18 protein-coding genes are annotated in these 20,227 nt (G+C 56.0%); 4 read left to right on the plus strand and 14 right to left on the minus strand.

The features are described from left to right. Both VKV29_RS07345 and VKV29_RS07350 read right to left on the minus strand, forming a co-directional pair. Nucleotides 1-1,386: dihydroxy-acid dehydratase (locus VKV29_RS07345; protein ID WP_324200657.1), on the minus strand; the 1,386-nt coding region annotated here is incomplete at its 3' end. Between the two features lie 66 nt (nt 1,387-1,452). Continuing rightward, nucleotides 1,453-2,223: a phytanoyl-CoA dioxygenase family protein gene (locus tag VKV29_RS07350; RefSeq protein WP_324200658.1), complete on the minus strand. Its 771-nt coding sequence runs from the start codon at nt 2,221-2,223 to the stop codon at nt 1,453-1,455. Between the two features lie 129 nt (nt 2,224-2,352). Here VKV29_RS07350 and VKV29_RS07355 point away from each other — a divergent pair, with 129 nt between their 5' ends. The 3 genes from VKV29_RS07355 to groL all read left to right on the plus strand — a co-directional run bounded on the left by VKV29_RS07355 (nt 2,353) and on the right by groL (nt 5,297). Further along, entirely contained in the window at nt 2,353-3,213 is an 861-nt protein-coding gene (locus VKV29_RS07355; RefSeq protein WP_324200659.1) for an AraC family transcriptional regulator, read from the plus strand. Nucleotides 3,214-3,391: 178 nt separating this feature from the next. Beyond that, complete coding sequence (groES, locus tag VKV29_RS07360) at nt 3,392-3,682, plus strand: co-chaperone GroES (protein ID WP_324200660.1); 291 nt, start codon at nt 3,392-3,394, stop codon at nt 3,680-3,682. Between the two features lie 13 nt (nt 3,683-3,695). Continuing rightward, nucleotides 3,696-5,297, plus strand: a complete 1,602-nt coding sequence (gene groL / locus VKV29_RS07365; RefSeq protein ID WP_324200661.1) for a chaperonin GroEL — start codon at nt 3,696-3,698, stop codon at nt 5,295-5,297. Between the two features lie 59 nt (nt 5,298-5,356). Here the strand turns inward: groL and VKV29_RS07370 are convergent, their stop codons facing one another. The 10 genes from VKV29_RS07370 to VKV29_RS07415 all read right to left on the minus strand — a co-directional run bounded on the left by VKV29_RS07370 (nt 5,357) and on the right by VKV29_RS07415 (nt 17,345). Continuing rightward, complete coding sequence (locus VKV29_RS07370) at nt 5,357-6,808, minus strand: glycoside hydrolase family 130 protein (RefSeq protein ID WP_324200662.1); 1,452 nt, start codon at nt 6,806-6,808, stop codon at nt 5,357-5,359. 83 nt (nt 6,809-6,891) lie between these two features. Next, a complete protein-coding gene (locus tag VKV29_RS07375; protein WP_324200663.1) occupies nt 6,892-9,201 on the minus strand; it encodes a glycosyltransferase family 4 protein in 2,310 nt (769 codons plus the stop codon). Nucleotides 9,202-9,596: 395 nt separating this feature from the next. After that, the gene (gene sucD, locus VKV29_RS07380; protein WP_324200664.1) at nt 9,597-10,478 is read right to left on the minus strand and encodes a succinate--CoA ligase subunit alpha; all 882 of its coding nucleotides are present in this window, start codon (nt 10,476-10,478) and stop codon (nt 9,597-9,599) included. A gap of 38 nt (nt 10,479-10,516) precedes the next feature. Then, nucleotides 10,517-11,023 (minus strand): hypothetical protein, encoded by a 507-nt coding sequence (locus tag VKV29_RS07385; RefSeq protein WP_324200665.1) that lies wholly within the window; start codon nt 11,021-11,023, stop codon nt 10,517-10,519. Next, nucleotides 11,020-11,481 carry a type II toxin-antitoxin system RatA family toxin gene (locus tag VKV29_RS07390; protein ID WP_324200666.1) on the minus strand — a complete coding sequence of 154 codons (462 nt, stop codon included), beginning with the start codon at nt 11,479-11,481 and terminating at the stop codon, nt 11,020-11,022. The genes VKV29_RS07385 and VKV29_RS07390 overlap by 4 nt, the downstream gene beginning before the upstream one ends. 13 nt (nt 11,482-11,494) lie before the next feature. Beyond that, nucleotides 11,495-12,514 (minus strand): ROK family protein, encoded by a 1,020-nt coding sequence (locus VKV29_RS07395; protein WP_324200667.1) that lies wholly within the window; start codon nt 12,512-12,514, stop codon nt 11,495-11,497. A gap of 149 nt (nt 12,515-12,663) precedes the next feature. Next, nucleotides 12,664-13,194 (minus strand): hypothetical protein, encoded by a 531-nt coding sequence (locus VKV29_RS07400; RefSeq protein ID WP_324200668.1) that lies wholly within the window; start codon nt 13,192-13,194, stop codon nt 12,664-12,666. Between the two features lie 173 nt (nt 13,195-13,367). Next, nucleotides 13,368-14,939 (minus strand): D-aminoacylase, encoded by a 1,572-nt coding sequence (locus VKV29_RS07405; RefSeq protein ID WP_324200669.1) that lies wholly within the window; start codon nt 14,937-14,939, stop codon nt 13,368-13,370. A 305-nt stretch (nt 14,940-15,244) separates the two neighbouring features. Beyond that, nucleotides 15,245-16,081 (minus strand): phytanoyl-CoA dioxygenase family protein, encoded by an 837-nt coding sequence (locus tag VKV29_RS07410; protein ID WP_324200670.1) that lies wholly within the window; start codon nt 16,079-16,081, stop codon nt 15,245-15,247. A 61-nt stretch (nt 16,082-16,142) separates the two neighbouring features. Beyond that, the gene (locus tag VKV29_RS07415) at nt 16,143-17,345 is read right to left on the minus strand and encodes an anhydro-N-acetylmuramic acid kinase (protein ID WP_324200671.1); all 1,203 of its coding nucleotides are present in this window, start codon (nt 17,343-17,345) and stop codon (nt 16,143-16,145) included. 113 nt (nt 17,346-17,458) lie between these two features. Between VKV29_RS07415 and VKV29_RS07420 the strand changes: the two genes are divergently transcribed. Then, nucleotides 17,459-17,713 carry an FmdB family zinc ribbon protein gene (locus VKV29_RS07420; RefSeq protein WP_324200672.1) on the plus strand — a complete coding sequence of 85 codons (255 nt, stop codon included), beginning with the start codon at nt 17,459-17,461 and terminating at the stop codon, nt 17,711-17,713. 49 nt (nt 17,714-17,762) lie between these two features. Here VKV29_RS07420 and VKV29_RS07425 read toward each other — a convergent pair whose 3' ends face one another. Further along, nucleotides 17,763-19,388, minus strand: a complete 1,626-nt coding sequence (locus tag VKV29_RS07425) for a stalk domain-containing protein (protein WP_324200673.1) — start codon at nt 19,386-19,388, stop codon at nt 17,763-17,765. Between the two features lie 354 nt (nt 19,389-19,742). After that, entirely contained in the window at nt 19,743-20,219 is a 477-nt protein-coding gene (locus tag VKV29_RS07430; protein WP_324200674.1) for a hypothetical protein, read from the minus strand. Between the last annotated feature and the right edge of the window lie 8 nt (nt 20,220-20,227).

Consider the following 20,227-nt stretch of genomic DNA (forward strand, 5'->3'; position numbering starts at 1 on the left):
ACCTTGCCCCACAATGGCTGCAGTCACCGCCAGCATCTCGCGCATGCCGGGCCCGCCTACCGGCCCTTCCCCGCGAATCACCACCACATCGCCCGGCTTTATCTCGCGACGTTGTACCGCCGCAAAGCAGGCCTCTTCACCCTCAAACACCCGTGCCGGGCCGGTGATGCGCCGAATTTTCACTCCGGCCGTCTTCACCACAGCCCCTTCGGGCGCCAAATTGCCGTGCAATATGGTGAGGTGGCCGGTGGGATACATCGGGTTCTCCAAGGGACGCACCACATCTTGCCGCCTTGCATACACCGAGCGCACGTTCGCCAGGTTCTCTTCCAAGGTTTTTCCGGTGACGGTGAGGCAATCGCCGTGCAGGAAGCCGGCCTCTAAAAGCGCCTTCAGCACGGCCGGTGTTCCTCCCACCCGATGAAGGTGATACATCACATAGCGCCCACCCGGTTTTAGGTCGGCGAGGTGTGGCACTTTGTCGTTCAGGCGGTCGAAGTCCGCCAAAGTCCACTCCACTCCTGCCTCCCAGGCAATGGCTTTTAAGTGGAGAATGGCATTGGTAGAGCCACCTAATGCTAAAACCAGCGTATAGGCGTTCTCCAGCGATTTGCGTGTAATGATGTCGCGTGGCCGAATGTTTTGCCGAATCAGCTCTACCAGTTGCTTGCCGGCGAGGAACGCCTCCCGCTCCTTTGCTGCAGAGACCGCCGGGTTGCTGGCGCTGTAGGGGAGCGACATGCCCATGGCCTCGATGGCGCTGGCCATTGTGTTGGCCGTATACATTCCCCCACAGGCCCCGGCCCCTGGGCAGGCCTCACACTCGATGTGTCGCACTCCTTCGGCGCTCAGCTTCCCCGCCTGATACTGCCCAACCGCCTCAAAAATAGAGGCGATGTCTATCTCCGAACCGTCCTCCCCTACTCCAGGAAGAATGGAGCCACCATATACGAAGATGCTCGGCACGTTGAGACGCGCCATCGCCATAAGGCAGCCGGGCATGTTTTTATCGCAACTTCCGAAAGCGAGCACGCCGTCGTGGTTCATCCCACCGGCCACCACCTCGATGCTATCGGCGATCACCTCGCGCGACACCAAGCTGTATCGCATTCCGAGATGCCCCATCATAATGCCGTCGGAGGCGGTGGGCGCCCCGAATATCTGCGGCACCCCTCCCCCGGCGCGAACCCCCTCGCAACCTCGCTGGGCCAAACGGTCGAGGTGGGCGTTGCAGGGCGTAATGGTGCTGAACAGCGAGGCAACCCCTATCATAGGGCGTTCAAAATCGTCATCGTAGAACCCCACGGCGCGCAACATCCCCCTATTCGGTGCCCGCTCTATCCCCTCCGTGGTCATACGGCTACGCCGTTTCATCTCCTCCGGCATTCTTGCTCTCCTCTCTAGGTGAAATGCTCCCCACTCTGTACACCGAGCGGGGTAGGTGGAGATATTTTACCTGCTCGCGAAGGGGTCTACCCGCTTTCCATCCTTGAGGAAAGGATCGGCCCAATGCCACAAAGCCGTGCCCTCTCTATTGAGGATAGGCTCCGCGGAATACTGGGCCAGATAGATGCGCCTTAGGTGGGGAGAGGTGTTGGCGCCACTTCGATGAAAGGTCACGCTGGAAAACACCGCGATGGTGCCGGCGGGGCCGATAACCGGAATGCCCGGGTCGTCGCCAAAATATCCCACGAGGTCGTTGCTGCCCTCTTCCCTCCGATGCGGAGTCCATTCCCGCGTACCCGCCCGCGAGAAGGGCAAAATGTATACCGTTCCGTTCTCCTCACTTACGTCATCCAATGCACACCAACAACTTAGGTAAGGACGGTGGGGATGGCCGATATACCCCGAATCCTGATGCCATGCGAACCTCATCCCGGCTCTATCGCGCTTCACCACAAACTGTTCGTTAAATAGGTAGGCATCCGGCCCAAGCGTGGCTAAACAGATCGAGGCCATGAGGTCGCTGAACAGAAACCGCTCCAACGTTTCGCTATCGTGCCCGTGCGAGCTAATGAAATAGCGGCTGCCACGATGCGTAATCCCTTCGCTCTCCACACCACGGCGTGCAAGCTCTTCATCCTTCTGTCGAACCAAGCGGTCGCACTCGGCACGAAGGCCATCAAGAATATCCTCCGAAATCACGCCTTCAAGAATGAAATAACCCTCTTCCTGATACTGTTTTCGCTGCTCTTCGGTGATCGTCACCGGGGCTAAAACCATCTTTCAATCTCCTCCATTTGTGGCACTCCCTTTCGGGTACCCTCTTATTATTCGCCCTCATTTAGGGGCAGATCATCGCGTTCTATTGCAAAATCCTTTCATTTTATGCTATTTTTAGTTCGAGATGCGATGAAAGAGACCCTTTCCTTCCCTGCTCAACTCGACGGCAGCCTTTGGCTTTACCGTCGTAGCGGAGTGCCGCGCTTCATGCACAGGCACGATGAGCTAGAGCTAAACCTCGTCCTATCGGGCACCGCTACCTACCTTCTGCGCGGGCGCAGCTATAGGCTGACGGAGGGCAGCCTTGTTTGGCTGTTTCCCGAACAGGATCATCTGCTCGTCAACGAAACGACTGACTATACGATGTGGATCGGAGTCTTTCGTCCTTGCCTTGTGCATCGCGTGTGCAACGAACTCTCTGCCCATCCGCTGCAAGCCGCCGCCCCCCACGAGAGCTTCTGTCGTAACCTTTCCTTTCCTCAGCGTGAGCGTCTTGAAAATCTCTTCGCAGAGCTAACTCACCACCACAACGATAGCCCTCTCTACAACATAGGCCTTGCTTTTGCCCTAGCGCTCGCCTGGAGGCTGTACCTAGAAGCCGAAAAGCAGCCCCCGGGAACACGTCTGCCACCCTCGGTAGAGCAAGCGCTACGACTGCTGAGAGATGAGGGCGCGCTTACCCTATCGGTTTTAGCAAAACGGTGCTATCAAAGCCCCTCTCACCTGTCGCGTCTTTTTCATAAGCATGTCGGCATGACGATAGCGGATTATCGCAACCAACAACGTCTTACCCGATTCCGCCGTCTCTGTATTTCTAACCCTGACCGCAGCCTGCTTGAGCTTGCCCTAGAGGCCGGCTTCGGAAGCTATGCCCAATTCCATCGCATCTTCACCAAGGAGTTCGGTATCTCCCCACAGCGATATCGGAAAAATATCGAAGACAGCGCTCTCAACGCTTCTCGATCGGGGAGTGGGTCGGCCTCTCAATAGCCACGTCGCTTTCGAGTGGAAAGGCAACACTGCGTCTTCGCACTCTTGACAGCCGAGTGCTAATTCGGGTAAATTGGTTCCAGAATTAGCGCTCTAGTGGTTCGAGTGCTAAACTGCTGATGCCGCTGCGATGCGAGGCATCGCTACACCATTCTAAACGCAAGGGAGGCTCAAGACAATGCCAACGTTGAAACCGATCAACGATCGCATTATCGCCCGACCTGTAACCCCAGAAGAGAAGACTGCAGGGGGAATTATTCTGCCCGATACAGCCAAAGAGAAACCACAGGAGGCAGAGGTGGTAGCCGTTGGCCCTGGCAAGACGCTTGACAACGGCAAGGTTGTGAAGATGGAAGTGAAACCCGGCGACCGCATTATCTACGCCAAATATGCCGGAACCGAAGTCAAGATCGGTGAAGAGGAATACGTGATCCTGCGCCAGGACGATGTTCTGGCGGTGAGAGAATAGGAGGTCCGTAGAGATGGCAGCAAAGATATTGCTTTTCGATGAAGAGGCGCGTCGCGCCCTTGAGCGTGGCGTCAATGCGCTTGCCGACGCCGTGAAGGTGACTCTCGGCCCTCGTGGCCGCAATGTGGTTCTTGAAAAGAAGTACGGCAGCCCCAGCATCATCAACGACGGCGTGACCATTGCCAAAGAGATCGAGCTAGAGAACCCCTTTGAGAACATGGGGGCGCAGCTTGCCCGTGAAGTGGCCAGCAAGACCAACGATGTTGCCGGCGATGGCACCACCACGGCCACCGTGCTCGCTCAGGCGATGGTGAAAGAGGGTCTTAAAGCCGTTGCCGCCGGTGCCAAGCCGCTGCAGGTGAAAAAGGGTATAGACAAAGCCGTTGACGCCATTGTGGAGCATATCCGCAAAGAGGCCACACCCATCCACGGCCGCTCGGCCATCCAACAGGTTGCAACCATCTCCGCAAACGACCCGGAGATCGGTGAGATACTGGCCGAAGCGATCGAAAAGGTCACTACCGATGGCGTGATCACCGTGGAAGAGAGCAAAGGCACCAGCACCCAGCTCGAAGTGGTAGAAGGAATGCAGTTCGATAAGGGCTACATCTCGCCCTACTTCGTCACCGACCCCGAGCGTATGGAGGCGGTGCTTGAGGAACCGTATATTCTGCTTTATGAGAAAAAGATCAGCGCGGTAGCCGACATCATTCCCGTGATGGAGCTTGTAGCCCGCGCCGGGCGCCCGCTGGTGGTTATCGCCGAGGATGTGGACGGCGAGGCGTTGGCAACGCTCGTTGTCAACAAGATTCGAGGAAACGTTAATAGCGTGGCCATTAAAGCGCCGGGCTTCGGCGACCGCCGCAAAGCTATGATGGAGGATATCGCCATCCTCACCGGCGGTAAGTTCATCACCGAAGACCTCGGCATGAAGCTCGAAAATATCACCGCCGACCTGCTTGGCCGTGCGAAGCGTGTGGTGGTGACAAAAGAGGAGACGACCATCGTTGGCGGAGCCGGCTCGCAGGAGGCCATCAAAGGCCGCATCGCGCTCATCAAACGCCAGATCGAAGAGACCGAAAGCGACTACGACCGTGAGAAACTTCAAGAGCGCCTCGCAAAACTCTCCGGTGGTGTGGCCGTTATTCAGGTCGGTGCAGCTACCGAAACGGAGATGAAGGAGAAGAAGGCGCGCGTGGAGGATGCTATCCATGCTACCCGCGCAGCCGTGGAGGAAGGCATTGTGCCCGGCGGCGGTGTGGCCCTATTGAACGCAGCGCCCGCGCTCGATGGCCTTAAACTGGAGGGCGATGAGGAGATCGGCCTCAACATCGTGCGCCGTGCCCTCGAAGAGCCTCTACGCCAAATCGCCGAGAATGCAGGGCTTGAGGGCAGCGTGGTTGTGGAAAAGGTTCGCTCCTTGCCCAAAGGCCACGGCTTCAACGCGCGAACCGGTGAGTATGAGGACATGGTGAAGGCCGGCGTGGTAGACCCCGCCAAAGTGGTGCGCTCCGCACTGCAAAACGCGGCCTCCATTGCAGGGCTTATCCTCACCACCGAGTGCCTCGTTACCGAAAAGAAAGAGGAGAAGACCTCTACCACGCCTGGTGCATAAAACCTCTTTTTCGCTCTTCACTCCCCTGCTGCCTTTGCAGCGAGGGGAGTTTTTTTCACCTAAACCCATACCATCGCCTCAAGGATGTCTTCCAAAGGTACGATGGCGAAACGACTTGCGTAGTCCGACATGGCGTAAGGCAAAATAAGGTAGCCGTTGTGAATAAGCCCCCCGCAACTGTATACCACGTTTGGCACATAGCCCTCTCGCTCATCGGCATTCGGCATAAGCAGAGGTTCTTTAAGCCTCCCGATCACCTTGGTGGGGTCTTCCCTATCCAACAAGAACGCCCCAATAGAGTATTTGCGCATCGGCCCCACGCCATGGCTCAATACAAGCCAGCCTGCCTCGGTCTCTATAGGTGAGCCGCAGTTGCCCACCTGAACATACTCCCAGGGATAGGTCGGCTTAAGCAGCGGTTGCTTGGTATACCAGAAATGCAGCATGTCAGAAAACATAATGTAAAGGTTTTCATTGTCCTGCCGTGACAGCATGGCGTAGTGGCCATGAATGCGCCGAGGAAACAGCGCCATCCCTTTGTTCTGAACCTCTGGGCCGTTGAGCGTGCTGATCCGGAAATGCAAAAAGTCCTCTGTCTCCAGGATTTGTGGAAAAACGACTTTGCCATCGTAGGCGGTATAGGTGGCGTAGTAGATGACACGACCATCGTCCTCACGAAATTGCACAAAGCGGGCATCCTCCATTCCATTGACCTCAGTGGGTGAGGTCGGAAACAGAACGCGCTCCGAAAGAGGCTCGTCCGGGGAGAAGAAAACCTCATAGTTGGCTTGGGCAAGCGCCAGAATGCCTCGCGCTACCTGCTCTTCAGTGCGAAATCGCCCCCGATGCTGTTTTTCTACAAACTGCAGTGCCTCCTTCAACTCTTCCAAAGTGAACTGTTCGTTTAGACAGGCTAAAACCTCTGCAGCGAAGTCGTCCCATAGATCAAGCTCGTACAGCTTTCGCTCAAAAAGGTTCCGATCGTAGGTTGGGTTTGGGACGATTTCGGGCGTGGATACGTAGCGAGTGGGCTTCTCCAGCACAATATGGTTGTTGGCATCAATGGTTCCTTCACGAAAGGTGATGGACGAGATATGCCCCTCCCCCGTTGCCCGCAGGCTTAACACAAAGCGCCGCGTGCCCTCCGGCAATCCACTCTGATCGGGATGCCACACGATGGAGGGGTTGAACAGGGCCGCAGCCTCTAAGGCATACTCATGTGTGAAATAGGCACCGATAAGTAACCGGCGCTCCTCACTTAGTGGAGCGTCGGTCAGCAACAGAGGGCGCACCTCTTCAAAACGCTTCAGAAAGAAGTTCCGTAACTTGTAGTGTCTATCTTGAAACTCCCTCATCACCTGCTCAAGCAGTCTACAAACCTCTTTTTCCGGCAAAGCCATGATGCGGGCGACGATATGTAGGTCTTGACGATCTCCCACAGGGTTGAAAGCCCTAAAAAGCACACGCGAACTATCCGGCTTTAAAATAGGGCCTACGCGTTGAACTCGCAAACTTTCCTCCTCGTTACTCGCTTATTTGCATAAAGGCCGGCCCCAATGCCTGCCCAAATGTCTTGTTTTCTTGCTTACGAATGCTAGCGCCCGCTTGGCTGCCACTCTGGCAGGTCTTTATCTATAGGGATCAGATCGCCCAGCAGGTTCTCCTGTAGTTTCATTTCGGTAAGCGACAGCAGAAACGCGAGGGTGGATTCGGCACCCTGGTTCTGGTTAACCCGATCCACGTGCAGCCCGTCGCGGCAGCCGCCGGTACGATAATCCACAAGCTCCATGCCCAAGTCGTTGCGCCCTAAAAACCAGTCGAGCGCCGCCCGTGCTTTCTGCAGCCAATACTCGTCGTTGGTCGAGCGATAGGCCTCCAAACAGGCCGAGAGCATACTGTAGGCCTCAATAGGCTGCTGATCGAAGCGGGCACACTCTCCGCCGCGTGGGTAGAAACCGTTGGAACCAATGGGTCGAAAATGCCCGGCCTCCGCCGTCTGAAGTTCGGCCAGCCATCGCAGCGTCTTCAGGCCGATGTCGAAAGCCTTTGGGTTATCGCCCCAACGGCCACTGAGAATGAGCGCATGGGGCAGTTTCGCATTGTCGTAAGAGACTACAGGCTCAAACCAAGGCCAATCATCGGAGGCCGTCGAATCGTAAAGAGCGATAAGCCGCTGCGTCAGCGTCTCCCTTACCTGGTTTACCAAGCGATCTCCGCTTAGTTGGCGGAAATATTCGTGAATGCCCACCAGCGCAAAGGCCCAACCGCGCGGCGAGGTGGTATCGAGGATGGTCGTTAGCACCCTCTCTAATAGCCCGGCCGCCCACATACGCAGCCCGTTATCTCGCGAACGCCCCACACAGGCGCCTAACGCCCAAATAACGCGGCCCTGGCAGTCATCCGAGCCGGTCTCCTCCAACCACCGGCGGTCGTATCCCATGAAATTGCGGAAGCGACCGGTCTTCCTATCGAAAGCGTTGTTCAAAAACGCTGCGTAGATAACGCCGAGCCGCTGCGCCTCCCGAATCTCATGCCCAATGCCTTCCAAGTTGATGGTTAATAGAAGGGCACGCGCGTTGTCATCCGAACAGTAGCCCTCCGCATAGTGGGGTAAGGCATAGGTGGCATGTTGCAGAAGACCGGTCGAGTCGGTCAGGCGTCGTAAATGGTCGAGTCGAAGCGTGGGTAGCTCGCGGGGCTTCTGCTCCAGCGTCTTTATCGCCAGAGGACGATGCGCGTTGTCCCAACGACTACGCCGTGCCTTCTCAAACGATTCCACGTACATGTGGGCAACGTGGCTCCAAACCATCTCTCGCCCCAACATATACGCGCGTTTCCGCATGGCGTGACGCCGTGTGGGGTCTTGCAAAAGACCGATCACCTCGCGTGCAATGGCCTCGGAGTCGGCAAAGGGAACCAGAATGCCTCGCCCCTCGGCCAACAATTCCTCCGCGTGCCAATAGGGGGTGGAGATAACGGCCTTGCCACAACCGAAAGCGTAGGAGAGCGTCCCCGATGTAATCTGAGCTGGATTGAGATAGGGTGTGATGTAGATGTCTGCAGCACCTAGAAACTCTTTTAGCTCATCAATATCTACAAACCGATTATAGAAGATAACGTGCTTCTCTATCCCCAAATCGCGCGCCAATCGCTCTAAACTTAAGCGGTAGGTCTCGCCCTGCTCCCGCACCAAGTTCGGATGCGTGGCACCTAGCACGATGTAGACCGTATCAGGGAACACCTCCACGATCTGCGGAAGGGCACGCAATACGTACTCGATGCCCTTATTGGGCGAGAGCAGCCCAAATGTCAGGAGCACATACTTTCCCTCCACCCCAAACTGATCCTTATAGAAATTGGGGTCTACGAAGGGCATGTCGGGAATGCCGTGAGGAATAAGATCGATCTTATCGTCGGGAACGCCGTAAACATCTCGTAGAAAGCAACGCCCTTTCTCTGTCATGGTTACTACGCGGGCTGAAAGCGAGATGATCTCACGCAGCACACGATACTGATCGGGGTCTGGCTCACGTAAGATCGTGTGAAGGGTCGTAACCACCGGAATGCGTAGGTCTCTAAGCAGACGAAGCACGTAGCCGCCGGCCCGCCCACCGAAAATGCCGTACTCATGCTGCAAACACACGACGTCCGCATTGCTGAAGTTAAGAAAGTCGGCGGCACGACGATAGGAGTCCGGTTCCTCCTCTTCGATCTCGAATCGCACTTCTGGCGGGTAGTCGTAAGAGCGATCCGGCTCGCTGACGGCACAAACAAAACACTCCACAGATGGGTACTGCCCGGCTACAGCATGCAGTAAATCGGCCGTGAAAGTGGCGATCCCGCACTTTCGTGGAATGTAGTCCGCAACAAAAGCTATTTTGTGCAGTGCGGTATTTCTCCTCATATTTCACCCATCTCCTTTCTCGAAAGAATGAGGTAGACCTCTTCCAAACGCGAGGTCGAAGGGCAATCCCAAATTGACGTGTAGGAGCAAGAAAAGGGAACAGTCCCCCAAGCGAAGAGATTCCGAAGGTTTTGACTTTATATTTTACCGTATTCACCCTAAAAGCCGCAGGGGAATACGGTTCGCCTTAAAGCCTCTACCAGGCGAGGGGCACCTCACGGCGGGCGTCCTGGCGAACAGCACCGTTGTAACTGCGACCTCCTCGACCCTATAGAACCCGCTGCAGGCCCCATGTAGGGGTGGGTTTAAAAACACAGTAGGGGCGGGTTTGAAACCCGCCCCTACGACGACATGTCACAAACGGTGGCAACCGGCTCTATCGCTTCGATAGCAGCCTAGTTACGCCTAAGCTGTTTTTTTACGAGTTCTGGAATCTCCTGCATGGTTTCGGCCACCGGTACACCGGCAGACAAGAGAGCCTCCACCTTGGCTTGAGGCGTTCCGGTGGTACCGCTGATGATCGCCCCGGCATGCCCCATGCGTTTTCCGGGAGGTGCGGTACGCCCTCCAATGAAGGCCACCACCGGTTTTTTCATATTTTGCTTGATGTACTCGGCTGCATTCTCTTCGTCACTTCCACCTATCTCTCCCACTAACACCACGGCCTCCGTTTGAGGGTCGGCCTCGAATAGAGGCAGGATATCCACGAAGGTAGACCCGATCATCGCATCCCCACCGATGCCAACCCCTGTAGATTGCCCTAACCCCGCACGTGTAAGGCCATCGGCGATCTCATAGGTCAAGGTGCCGCTGCGAGAAACAAGCCCAACGGGGCCGGGCATAAAGGAGGTCGGTGGAATAATGCCTACCTTGCACTTCCCCGGAGTGATAAGCCCTGGGCAGTTGGGACCGATGAGGCGTACGCCCTCGATGCGACGCAAAATGGCATGAACGCGGATCATATCCTGGGTGGGGATGTTCTCCGAAATACACACGATCAGCTTGATCCCCGCTTTGGCCGCCTCGATAATGGCATCTGCTGCGTTAAGGCGTGCGGGTACAAAGATCACAGAGGTGTTGGCACCTGTGGCATGGACGGCTTCTTGCATAGTGTTGAAAACCGGCACGCCTAAAAACGTCTGGCCCCCCTTTCCTGGGGTAACCCCTCCAACGACTTTCGTTCCGTAGGCCATCATCTGTTCGGTATGAAATGCCCCATCACGCCCGGTAATGCCCTGAACGAGAACCCGTGTGTTCTCGTCAATGAGAATGCTCATACCCGCCTATCCAGCCTCCTCTAGATTTCGTCTTATAGCTACGCCTCATCGTCCTCCACGAGAATGAGAGGCATGCCCTCTGAATCGAAAAACCCCTCTTCTTCGGCAAAAATGACCCCCTCTCCCGGAGCCGCCAGCAGACGCAAAAGGCCATCCAACGCCTCCCATCCCGGATGATCTTGATCTTCTAAAAGCACGGGAAGCAGCTGAACATCGTAAACGATCTGCGTGCGCCTCAGCGCATCTATGGTGAGCAGCTTTTCTGCTGTATCCGGCCAGTTGTAGGCGAACCGCAAGGCCTCTTCAACCGCCTCACGCGCCTCAGCCTCCTCCTCCACCACACTTCGCTCTAACAGATAGACGTCGTGCAGCTCGGGGGTATGCCACCGCACAAAGGCGGCCTCCCAATTGGGGTTCTCCAACTCCTCTGGGGTCGCTGCTCCGGCAATGCCAGTACTGATGCTAACAGAATGCCCGCCGGCTTTGAAGAGATCGGCGATCTCGCGAAGCCGCACCGTTTGGGAGGACGGGGAAAAGACCTTCATTCGCTAATCTCGCTCTCGGCACGCCGCTTAATGGCCTCTAAGGTGGCCTGTAGATTCTCTGTCATGAGCTTCTTTACCAGCCCCTTCACCATAGGGCCTACCATGGGAATGTTGATGTCGTAGTCCACAACGCTCTCGAAGCGAGTACGATTCTCGCCAACAGGGGTAAACTGCCAATACCCTTCCATACGGTCGAGATCGCCTTGTATCATGCGAAAATCGTCACGATGGTTTGCATCGTCCCAGCGGTCTTCCTGTGTCCAGCGCACCTTCATCTTCACGGCCTGGATCATTCCCACCCACTCCGTCACGGTGCGCCTCCCATCCTCACTACGCTCCAACACCCTCAGCGACTGTAGGTCGGCCATAAACTCCGGAAAGGCCTCCACGTTGCGGGCAATTGCATAGACCCGTTCCACCGGCGCCTCTATTTCAATCTTCTGCTCTATTCGTGGCATAAGGCTCTATCCTTCAGGCCATCTCACGCCAGGCAAGTTCAGAGGCTCCCATAATACCGGCGTCGTCGCCAAGTTCGGCGCGCACAATGCGTGCAGCCGCCAGAATAGAGCCTATGGCAGAAGCCCGTGCCGTTCGGACGGCAGCGTCGAAGAGTGTACGCGAATTAGAGATTTTGCCGCCAAGCACAACGACTTCCGGATTAAACACGTTGACCATGCTGGCGATGCCAAGCCCAACGAAATGCCCGATCTCCTCAAGCACCTCTCTAGCCAACGCATCCCCCTCTTCCGCGGCCTGGTCGATGAGTTTTGGGGTGAGAAACTGCTGCAAGGCTTCCGGCCCGGTGATATGCCTCCACAACAGCGTATCGCGCCCCGACTCCATTTTCAAGGCAGCGCGCTCCACAATGCCATCACGGCCGGCCAGCACCTCCAGGCGCCCATGAGGGCCGTTGGGGCTAGACCCTTTACCGTCCGCAATGATAATGTGCCCCACCTCGGCTGCGCCACCGGTTGCCCCCCGCAACACTTGGCCGTCTACGATGATGCCGCCGCCGATGCCCGTTCCCAAAGTAAACATCACCAGATGGCGAGTTCCACGTCCGGCACCGTACCGGAACTCGCCCAAGGCAGCCACATTGGCATCGTTATCCATCACCATTGCGATGCCCAGCTCTTTTTCAACCAACTCACGTAAAGGCACATTCTTGTAGGGCACATAGGCACCATCCACATAATCTCCAAAATTAGGCGCCCAGCGCACCATTCCGGCAGGCACATCAATGTGCCCCGGCACGGCTATCCCTATCGCTCCGATTTCATCCATCGAGACGTTCGCCGCTTTCGCCGCATTACGAACGGCCGTGGCGATGGCCGCCACCGTTCTCGCTACCCCTCCTTTTGCCTCCGACGGATTCTCCGCTCGGCCCAAAAGCTTTTCGCTGCGGTCTATCACGGCTGCACGAACATTCGTGCCTCCCAAATCCACACCTACCACATAAGGAGCCTCTTTGCGGGGCTGTACACGCGACACCGATTTCCTCCCTTAGAAAAAGTGATGCTGTTGCGACCGGTAACCTCGCCACGTCGCTAAGGACGTAGAGATTTTACCCTGCATCCGCCATTGTCCGTAAAAAAACCCCTGTTTTGGCAACAGGGGTGGGAAGGGCGTCTAAACGACGGTTAGAACTGATAGCCCAACGTTAGGCTATATCCGTCTAGCTCATCGTTGGAACCGGAAACGAAATAGTAGCGTAGGTCGGCGGAGATGGGGTTCGTGCCGTGAGTAAGTTGGTAGCCGACCAGCAGGTTCAGGACGGCACCGTTGCTTCCACGGCCGCTAAGGCGTTTGCCGAAGGAATAGCCCGCGCCAATGCCGTAGCGCAAGTTACCCCGAAAGGCTTGAATCTCCAGGGTCAGCGGTACACTGTACACCTTGTCGAAGCCGTTATAGCCGATCCCTAACAAGAGATCGTAGGTTCCTCCGGCATAGACGCGCCGCTGTACCAGACCACTGATACCCACATCTCCCTCTACATGCCGCGCCGTTCGACTTTGCGCAACCCATAAACCGATGCGCACTGTCCAATCACGGCTTAGCTCCGGCAGACTGTAGTTATCTTCCTGCGCACGTGCAGGACTTGCCAGCAACAGCCCTCCCATACAGAGAGTCAGGGCCAGCATGAGAGAGCAGAGCGTTCCGAGTTTCTTCACAGAGTCTCCTCCTCCGCAAGGAGCTTTAGACAGAATCGTGTCCTGTTGTTGCCGACTTCTGGTGGGTAGCTCCTTGCGCATGCGTGTGATTGATGCAGCTAAAATTTTCGACAAGTCGCCCTCGAATTCCTGCTTTTCCTCCTAAAAGGCGCAAAAAATCTTTCTCGCTCTGCTTATCTTTTAAGAACCCGCCCTGGAAGGGCTTTTGTGGGCCTGCTCTCTTCTACCACAAACACTCCGTTGCAGAGCACATGAACGACGCCAGCCGGATGCTCTCTGGGGCTCTCAAAAGTGGCCCTGTCCTGAACCGTTTGGGGGTGGAAAACAACGACATCGGCTGCATATCCGGCCTTCAGCAGGCCGCGCCGCGGCAAGCCCAACCGTGCCGCCGGCGCACCGCTCATTTTACGAACGGCCTGCTCTAGCGAGAGCACTTTCTCCTCTCGCACATAGCGCCCCAGCACGCGCGGGAAAGTGCCAAAAAGGCGCGGGTGGCACTTCCCTGGCAAGTGCAACCCATCGCTGCCTACCATCTGGTGTTCCCACCGCAAAATGGTGCGTACGTTTTCTTCATGTGCTGCATGATGGATGAAACAGGCGCGTAACTGCTCCTCTTCTAGTAAGGCACATATCCATTCGCCAACCGTTAGCCCGCGTCGTGCGGCCGCTTCAGAGAAGGAAAGTCCTTCCAAAGCAGCGTTTGCCGGTGAGGTTGCCCCCGATAGAACGTAGATTGACCAATCACGTCCATCATTCAGTGCCTCTGCAATCGCTCTGCGTTCCTCGGGGTCGTGAAGGCGCCGCAACAAGGCCTCCGGCCCTTCTTCCACAAACCGCTCCGGCAAAAGCGATTGGACAAAAGTGGAACCGGCCGTATAGGGGTAGGTATCACATGTTACATCGATTCCCTCTGTCCGCGCCTGATCTAAAATCTCCAAAAGCTCCGGCGCACGCCCCCTATTCTGTACCCCATTCATCTGCAGATGCGCGATCTGCACGGGAACTTGAGCCGCTCGTGCGATCCGCAAGCTCTCCAAGGTCGCCTCAAAAAGCCGCTCGCCATAGTCGCGCTGATGCGTTGCGAAGAAGCCGGCCGCTTTACAAAGCCGTACATTCTCTTCGTGAGCGGCCGAGCGCATCGGGGCATACCAAAGCCCCGTTGAAAGCCCCCATGCGCCCTCCGCCATACCCTCAAGCACCATTCTTTCCATCGCTGCGATTTCCTCAGAGGTTGCAGGACGCTCCTGCATGCCCATCACAGAAACGCGAACCGCACCGTGCGGTATCAAATACGCCACGTTCGTACCGATGCCAGCTGTCTCATAGCGCTCGAGCAGCTCGTTAACCCGACGCCAGCTCCAGTCCACACGCGGCCCATCGTCATCACACGCATCCGCATCGCCAAAAAGCCCGGCGATGTAGCGTCGCTGTATCTCCATACCGGAAGCTGTAACGGGAGCAAAACCAAGCCCACAATTGGAAAAAACCTCCGTAGTCACGCCTTGCATTACTTTGGCAAGGTGTTCTGGACTATTCAGCAAAGCGATGTCCGCGTGGGTGTGAATGTCAATAAACCCGGGTGCCACGATCAACCCGCTGCAATCGAGGGTTTTTACAGCCTCCACACCAGGCGGCAGCACCTCCACAGCCGCAATTCGATCGCCAACGATGCCTACATCCGCTTTCACGCTCGGAGCGCCCGTGCCGTCCACAACGGTGCCGTTGCGCAGGACAATATCGAGCATCTATGCTTACCCCTTCAAAATTTATAGCCCGGACGTGCGCACACGCCGGGCTTCAGCAGGCGAACAGGACGATCGTCCCGTTCATCACTACGCTGCACTCCTTAAGAACATTTCCTAGAAACGTCTCAAAGAGAACACAGTTTGGTTAAAACAGGCTTAGACCGCCTGCTCACCTCGTTGACTGTGATCCATAATCTAGACACCACCTCCTTTCCCAGTCTAACACCTATTATCGTCTTTTCTGCCCCGCTTGTCAAGGGGTGTGCGCCGCTCCTGAGAAAAAGTGGTGTTTCGTTCAGACTGCTTTACCCCACAAGCGAGAGATCGGTGGGTTGGAGGAGTCTTCCGTTTTCATAAACCGTGGGGAAATAGTCGCCCTTCAGTACCTCACCGGGAGCTACCTGCACATGTTCCTCGACAAGGTGATGTCCCGTCGGCACAAAACGCGTGTAGCCCGGCATGTAGTGCACGGCGATGGCCGGACGATTTCGTTCGGAACGGTTTGGCGGAGCGCCATGCCATGTAAGGCAGTGATGAAAGACCACGTGCCCCGCCGGCACCTCGCAAACTACCTCCTCAATGGTCTCACCTTCCGGCACAAACCCCGGTTTGGGTGTTGGGGAATGCGTCACCGGGTCGTTGCCGATGGTGCCGCCGGGATAAGGTCCCCACTTATAGCTTCGCTTTACCATGCGCATGCACCCGTTTTCTGCGGTGGCGTCTTCCAACGCAACCCATGCGCTGATGAGATCGGGCGGCTGAATAATCGGCCAATAGGGGTGATCTTGATGCCAAATGGTAGGGCCTCCAATGCGTGGCGGCTTGATCTGTATCTGGTCGTGCCAAACGCGCACTGTATCCGTGTTCATCAGTTGAGCGATAATAGGCACGATGATCGGATGGTAAAGATGGCGTCGGAAAGCTGGCTCGGCCAGCCAAATGTTGACCACCTGAGTGACGACCTCTTCTGAAGAGTCGCCCAATAGATTGCGATTGGCCTCGGGTTTGGCCGCGCTTTCGCCTCGTAGAACCCTATCCAGCGCGGCGTTCAGCTCTCTTAGCTCTTCATCGCTCAATACTTTACCGTACACGAGAAACCCGTTCTCCCAGAAAGAGCGCACCTCTGCGTCAGTCAGTATCATTTCGGTCCTCCGGCAGTTGCTATACTTTTAGAGTTAGCGCCAGGACAAGAAGTTTCCTTCTTCAAGGAAATACGATCTTTCCCAACACCACAGAACGCGCCGCACCGGTCGCCGACGGCAGATTGCCAGGCATTCCCCGCAGCGTGAGGTAGCCCAAGAGGGCAAAAGCAATGGCCTCCTTTGCATCGTCGGGTACACCGAACTCCTCATGGGTGGAAAGAGCAATAGGCGCCAACCTTTGCCGTAACCGCTGCATAAGCCAACGGTTATGCACACCCCCTCCCCCTACAATAACTCGATGGATAGGTGCCTTGGGTAATAGCCACCGCTCATAGGCCTGCGCGATACTCTCCACCGTAAGTGCAGAGGCCGTGGCCAGCATATCCTCCCATCGCATACCGCGTTTACGCGCGCGTTGGCAAAACCAGTGGACATAGGCTTTTCCAAACAGCTCTCTGCCGGTAGATTTTGGCGGCGGCTGCTGAAAATAGGGATGCGCTAAACACTCCGCCAGCAGCTCTTCCTGAATTTGGCCTTGTGCTGCCCATTGCCCTTCTGGATCGTACTCTTGCTGCCCTGCGGTCATCTCACGGACGATTCCATCTATCACCATGTTGCCCGGCCCTGTGTCAAAAGCGATAATCTCGGCGTCCTCTCGCGATTGACAACCTATTGGTAAATAGGTGGCGTTGGCGATGCCACCGATGTTTTGTACGACACGTGTCTCCTTATTTGATCCGAATAACAGACGGTCGCTCATCGGAACGAGCGGCGCTCCTTGTCCCCCAACTGCCATATCCGCCGCTCGAAAGTCGGCAATGACCATGCACCCCGTGCGTGCCGCGATAACTGCAGGCTCTCCAATTTGAAGCGTGCCCCGCGTCGGCCTGCCCGCCAGCAGCATCGGCTCTGACTGATGCCAAACGGTCTGTCCATGCGAAGCAATGACGTCAATTTGTTCGGTCTTTAGCCCGCATTGGGCGACCACCGATTTTGCCGCATCCGCAAAGACCTCTGCGATCCGATAGTTTAGCAGGACGATCTTTTGCACGGGGGCGTCGGCACGGCAGGCATCGAGAATCTCGTATTTCAGCTCCGGTGCCCACGGCAGATGACACCAACCCAACAATCGCCAGTTGGTAACGTCAGCCGCTACACCGATTTCGATCAGAGCGGCATCCACCCCGTCCACCGAGGTACCCGACATTAGCCCCACCACATAAGCTGGCTTGTACGCATCGTAGCGAATAGGATGCACAGGCATTTTTCCAATTCCTCTCTTAGCTTAATTTGCAACTCCTCTGTACCTTTACACGATAATGATAGTATAGAAAAAAGTAGCGGTTATGGTAATCTAAAAAGAAGGAGGAAATGTTTATGCCAACCTATGGTTATCAATGCACCGAGTGCCAATACGAGTTTCAAGCCTTTCAAACCATCAAAGAAGCGCCCTTGGCGACCTGCCCTAAATGCAACGGGCCGGTGAAGCGTCTGCTTTATCCGGTGGGCATCATCTTTAAAGGCTCCGGCTGGTACATCACCGATTCGCGAAAGCAAGAAAGCACTTCCTCTGACGAGAAAACGAACAAAGACACTGCCACCGAAACGAAGAGTAACGATTCGACCGTTTAAAAACAAAGCCGCTCAACACGGTTGAGCGGCTTTGTTGCCTCCAAACCGATTATTTACTCTGGATGAGGATGTGCCCGGTTTGTGGGTCGTACTGAACGCTTACGTTAAGCGCATCCTTCACGAAAGAGAGGGGCACGATGGCCCGCCCCCTATCAATATAAGGCGCTGTCTGCATTTTCAGCGACTGATCGTTGACCGTAGCCGTTCTCTGCCCGATGCGAAATTCGATTTCGCGATTGGGGTTAATGGCTCGCACCGTCTTAGACTGAGCGTACCACTCCACGGTTCCCCCGGTGTGTTCAAATATCTGCCGGAAGGGCGCAAGCGGCATGCCATGCACCACTCGCGGCGGCACATCGAAGGCGATCAATTGGTTATCGAAGGCGATCTGCAGCGTTCTGGCGTGATGCATGGTTGTACCGGCGCCAAGCAGTCGTGTCTGCTGGATGCGTTTTACGATGGGCTGTGCCACCAGGCCTGTAAAGGCGCGAGGCCTTGCCCCCACTCCCACCGAGGTGGCCACGTGAGGGACGACGGCGAAGTTGCCAATGCGGCGCGGGGCTACCAAGGGTTGGAACGTACGAGCGGCAAACGAAAGCCCCTCTTTGTTAAGGCTTAGCGCTCCTTTCGGCTCGGCCAACATGGCCAGAACACCGGGATGAAAGGGCGATGCGGCGGGCACGGCGAAATGCACCGTTGGCACTTGGTGATCGGGTGCACTCCAGGCTGTTTCGGGCAGTGCAGGCGCTCTGAAGCGGTTTGGCGCGGGCAGTGCCAACAGCGGATGCTCCTTCGTTACCTCCTGTTGTACTACAGCGGCACGCAACCCGCCCACAAGCGACGCAGCCGGAACCGTGCCTTCTGTTGGTGTTGTAGCCGCATCTGCATCCAAATGCCCTTCCGGCTGAAGGGCTAGTGTGGCCTCTACCGCGCGGTTAACCAGGTTTTGAGCCGGAGAGGGCTGCGAGGTACGCAGGTCCGGAACGGTGGTTTGGCGACTGGTAAAGCCCATCACATTGTTGACGGTTACGAAGGTGTGTATCTTCTTTACCACCGCTTGGGTTTGGGCGTCGAGAACCTCGATGTAAATCTCATGGTTGCCGTTGGCAACGCGGGTGGAGTCCCAGTTAAACGTGTAGGGCGCATAGTTCTTCATCATGAGGAAGCGATTGTCCACATAGAACGATACAAACGCCCCACTCAGAGAGGGATCGACCTGCACAACGATCGGTACCACACCCTGCACAATGGCATTTTGCATGGGGGATGTTAGGCGCACCGGCCCACCCTCGCCAAAGTGCACGGTGGCTTTGGCAACCACAGCCCGCCCGTTAGCATCTATGCCTTTTACAACGACAACGTGATCTCCGGCCTCCACAAGAGAGGGATCGATTTCAAAACGGATTTTGCCGACTTTAGCGTCGGTCGTCAGCGCGCTCTTTTCGAGGAGATTTCCGTCAATGTAAAGCATTATCGAGCGGATGTTGCCCCCGATGTAGCGAACGGTTAGAGCAACGTTACCGGCCTCTGTGACCGTGGCCTCTGGAGAGATAGAGAGCTGAAGCCCGCCCACATTCGTCATCGTGATGTGGTCTGCCAAGCTCGGTGGGGTCGCAGCTAGACCAAGCCCTGTGCCGGCAGCAAGGGCGAGCATGCAGGCCATACGTTTTTTCATGCAGTTTGCCTCCTTTGTTCCGCGCGGTGTTCGCGCTTACCTTCACAATTTCCCCCAAGCTAAAAATAGACGAAGTGACCTACAGCACGGCACTTCACTGCCTTGGCGGAGAAATTGCAACCGAAGGTTTGTGAAGATTTCGGAATCCGTGCCCAAGAGGCGTCGTGATACCAGCTACGACAGATGGGCATTCTAGAGCCTATATACTCTATCACAATTGGGCGGATGTGTCAAGAGTTTTTTGACCAAAATTTTGCTACAAACAACTCCGGGCTTTGTTAGCTGCCAACATACGGTTTAATTAAGATTAAAGGGCGCGAAACTCGCGCCCTGACAAAGGGAAAACAACACAAGCTATTTCGCGGCGGAGGGAGGTTGAGGGTTCATCGTGGCCGCCTTCAACTCCTCCATCTCTTTGTGAAAGATAGCGCGCTGCTGCTTGATGCCCGCCTCCCCCATCTGGGCCTGGTGCCAGTATTTATCCGAGACATCAATGGTGTAGGGATTCGGAAGGGAGCTTTTAGGCTTATCGGGGTGGTTCACCATCTCGTAAAGCTCACTGAGCATCGGCGCAGGAATCCCTTTCTTCTTCCACTGATCCACCGTCTTTTTTGCAATCCCATGCTTCAATAGCTTCTTGTCCATGCCTGCCGGCAGCGGCACGAGGGCCTGTTTGGGCGGCTTGGCCGGCGCCGACGGCAAGTTCGTTACTTGATTTTCCTCTTTAGGCGGTGCAGCCGGTGGTGGCGCCACCATGCGTCCCCCTAGGTAGAGGATCACGATGAGCAAAACGACGATAAGTAACTGCGTTAAAGAGAAATTTCGTTTCATAATCGAGA

This window comes from Chthonomonas sp., assembly GCF_035294165.1.
In the GTDB taxonomy this organism is placed as follows: Bacteria; Armatimonadota; Chthonomonadetes; order Chthonomonadales; family Chthonomonadaceae; genus Chthonomonas.

What these genes read in the sequence shown, in the direction of transcription:
- VKV29_RS07420 (WP_324200672.1), top strand. Translation starts at nt 17,459, where the DNA reads ATGCCAACCTATGGTTATCAATGCACCGAGTGCCAATACGAGTTTCAA.
- VKV29_RS07355 (WP_324200659.1), top strand. Translation starts at nt 2,353, where the DNA reads ATGAAAGAGACCCTTTCCTTCCCTGCTCAACTCGACGGCAGCCTTTGG.
- VKV29_RS07415 (WP_324200671.1), bottom strand. Translation starts at nt 17,345, where the DNA reads ATGCCTGTGCATCCTATTCGCTACGATGCGTACAAGCCAGCTTATGTG.
- groL (WP_324200661.1), top strand. Translation starts at nt 3,696, where the DNA reads ATGGCAGCAAAGATATTGCTTTTCGATGAAGAGGCGCGTCGCGCCCTT.
- sucD (WP_324200664.1), bottom strand. Translation starts at nt 10,478, where the DNA reads ATGAGCATTCTCATTGACGAGAACACACGGGTTCTCGTTCAGGGCATT.
- VKV29_RS07405 (WP_324200669.1), bottom strand. Translation starts at nt 14,939, where the DNA reads ATGCTCGATATTGTCCTGCGCAACGGCACCGTTGTGGACGGCACGGGC.
- VKV29_RS07350 (WP_324200658.1), bottom strand. Translation starts at nt 2,223, where the DNA reads ATGGTTTTAGCCCCGGTGACGATCACCGAAGAGCAGCGAAAACAGTAT.
- VKV29_RS07430 (WP_324200674.1), bottom strand. Translation starts at nt 20,219, where the DNA reads ATGAAACGAAATTTCTCTTTAACGCAGTTACTTATCGTCGTTTTGCTC.
- VKV29_RS07385 (WP_324200665.1), bottom strand. Translation starts at nt 11,023, where the DNA reads ATGAAGGTCTTTTCCCCGTCCTCCCAAACGGTGCGGCTTCGCGAGATC.
- VKV29_RS07410 (WP_324200670.1), bottom strand. Translation starts at nt 16,081, where the DNA reads ATGATACTGACTGACGCAGAGGTGCGCTCTTTCTGGGAGAACGGGTTT.
- groES (WP_324200660.1), top strand. Translation starts at nt 3,392, where the DNA reads ATGCCAACGTTGAAACCGATCAACGATCGCATTATCGCCCGACCTGTA.
- VKV29_RS07390 (WP_324200666.1), bottom strand. Translation starts at nt 11,481, where the DNA reads ATGCCACGAATAGAGCAGAAGATTGAAATAGAGGCGCCGGTGGAACGG.
- VKV29_RS07375 (WP_324200663.1), bottom strand. Translation starts at nt 9,201, where the DNA reads ATGAGGAGAAATACCGCACTGCACAAAATAGCTTTTGTTGCGGACTAC.
- VKV29_RS07425 (WP_324200673.1), bottom strand. Translation starts at nt 19,388, where the DNA reads ATGAAAAAACGTATGGCCTGCATGCTCGCCCTTGCTGCCGGCACAGGG.